This is a genomic window from Methylobacterium sp. NPDC080182 (genome assembly GCF_050281105.1).
Lineage (GTDB): Bacteria > Pseudomonadota > Alphaproteobacteria > Rhizobiales > Beijerinckiaceae > Methylobacterium.
The window spans coordinates 1-1,998 of the sequence record NZ_JBNNWO010000062.1 but is presented as its reverse complement, the minus strand read 5'-3'; the positions used below and the strand labels follow the sequence as shown (position 1 = coordinate 1,998).

2 protein-coding genes are annotated in these 1,998 nt (G+C 68.9%); one reads left to right on the top strand and one right to left on the bottom strand.

What is annotated here, in order from left to right; genetic code table 11:
- Positions 1–107: 107 nt before the first annotated feature.
- On the bottom strand, positions 108–953 hold the full coding sequence (locus ACQKQD_RS34105) for a helix-turn-helix transcriptional regulator (protein ID WP_427511003.1): 846 nt from the start codon (positions 951–953) through the stop codon (positions 108–110).
- A 30-nt stretch (positions 954–983) separates the two neighbouring features.
- Between ACQKQD_RS34105 and ACQKQD_RS34100 the strand changes: the two genes are divergently transcribed.
- Positions 984–1,748, top strand: a complete 765-nt coding sequence (locus ACQKQD_RS34100) for a class I SAM-dependent methyltransferase (protein ID WP_427511002.1) — start codon at positions 984–986, stop codon at positions 1,746–1,748.
- Positions 1,749–1,998 lie beyond the last annotated feature (250 nt).

Here is a 1,998-nt window from a genome sequence, read left to right as displayed (position 1 = left end):
AGGGTGGAATTCGGCTGGTCCGCTTCCGAGCGACAAGGCACCGGAGCGGACATCGAACCCGTATCCAACCAAGACAGACCTTCAACCCGAAGCACGGCAGGCGTAGGCTACCGAGGTAGCAACACAACCATTTTGTGGTCCGGCTGCGCGGCGGGGATGAAGGTCACCTGTTCATAGCGCACCCTGCCGTCGTCGGGGTGGTTAAATACCCGCGCGCCGCCTTCCCGCGCTTGCACAGCATGGTCGTTCCAGAATGTCGTGAACTCGGCGCTGCCCTGGCGTAGCTCGTCAATCAGTTCCACCATGGCGGGGTCGTCCTGGTTGCGAACGGTGTCGGCACGGAACTCCGCTGCGACACGGCGAGCGCGCTGCTCCCAGTCATGAATGAAGCGGCGTGCGGTCCGGTGGAGAAACACGAACCGCAGCAAACACAATTCGCCGCTATCGTACCACGGCGCGAACAGCCGCCCGGCGGCCTCGTTCCAACCACCCGCCCGCCAAAGGCGATCGAGGAAGTAGGCCGGGGCCGACAGGGTGCTGAGCGTCTCCAACAGTTCAGCCGGAGCAGCGGGCGGCATCCTCGCCACGGGCGCCGCCGGGTCGCCCCGCCGCGTCAACTCGAACAGGTAGGCCCGTTCCGCCGGGTTCAGACGGAGCGTGTCCGCAAGTCGCGCCAGCGCGGCGGCCGACAGGGCGATGTCCCGGCCCTGCTCGACCCACGTGTACCACGTCGTGCTCAGGCCGCTGACCTGCGCCACCTCCTCACGCCGCAGGCCCGGCGTACGCCGACGGGTGTAGGCGCCGGGCGGCTGGCCGATGGCGGCGGGGGTCAACGCTTCCCGGCGGGCGCGGAGGAAGGCGCCGAGGAGACGGCGTTGGTCGGGCGGCAGGGCCATGCTGGTGGCGGGGATACCAGGATATTCAGCCAACTTGTACCAGCATGACGGCAGCATCAGGGTGGTGGCTCCACACGGAGCCCGACCATGACAACGCAACAGCACGCCTTCGTCGCTCAAGAGTATGGCGGCAGGGCACAAGACTACGTCGCAAGCGCCGTGCACAGCGGTGGAGGCGACCTCGACCAAGTGGAGGAGATCGTGCGCGGCTTGCGGGACGCGCGGGTGCTCGACCTGGGGTGTGGCGGCGGTCACGTCAGCTATCGCGCGGCCCCCCACGTGGCCGAGGTGGTCGCCTGCGACATCACCCGGCCCATGCTGGATGCCGTCGCGGCCACCGCCGCCGAGCGGGGGCTGACCAACATCACCGTCCAGCAAGCGCCCGCCGAAGCGCTGCCTTTCGCGGCCGGGTCGTTCGACGCCGTACTGTGCCGCTTCACCGCGCACCACTGGCAGGACTTGGAGGCCGGGCTGCGCGAGGCGCGCCGCGTGACGAAGCCGGGTGGGCGCGCCGTGTTCATAGACACAGTCGCCCCGGCCGACCGCGTCCTAGATAGCCACTTGCAGGCCGTCGAGTTGCTGCGCGACGCCTCGCACGTCCGCAACTACAGCACGGTGGAACTGATCTCGGCCCTGTCGCGCGCGCACTTCGCTGTCGAAGGCGTCACGGTGCGGTGGCTGCGCATGGAGTTCCCCGTGTGGACCGCGCGGACGCGGACGCCCGCGTCTCACGCCGCCGCCATCCGCTCACTGCAAGACCGAGCGCCCGCCGTCGTTCGGGAGCATTTCGTCGTCGGGCCGGACGGCAGCTTCGACCTGGAGACGGCGACGCTCGTCGCGCGCGCCTCGTAGGCCGCATGATCGCCCCCGTCTCTAATCGCGCAGGTTCGAGGGCTGGCCGGGATGGTTTTTAACACCGTCCGTTCCTGACCGCTTTGCGGAAGCGCCGCTGGCGGCCAGGGCGGCAAGGTTGGGTCGGACGCGGAACGTCCGCTCTGGGATTGGCCACCTGCATAGGCATCGACCCTTGGCGCACGTTTTTGAGCATCCGCTGCGATGACCCCTTCCGGCGGGCGCCGCGGGCCACGGAACGGTCTGCGCC

Excerpts from the sequence above, each read along its gene's own strand:
- ACQKQD_RS34100 (WP_427511002.1), top strand. The coding sequence starts at position 984 with ATGACAACGCAACAGCACGCCTTCGTCGCTCAAGAGTATGGCGGCAGG.
- ACQKQD_RS34105 (WP_427511003.1), bottom strand. The coding sequence starts at position 953 with ATGCTGCCGTCATGCTGGTACAAGTTGGCTGAATATCCTGGTATCCCC.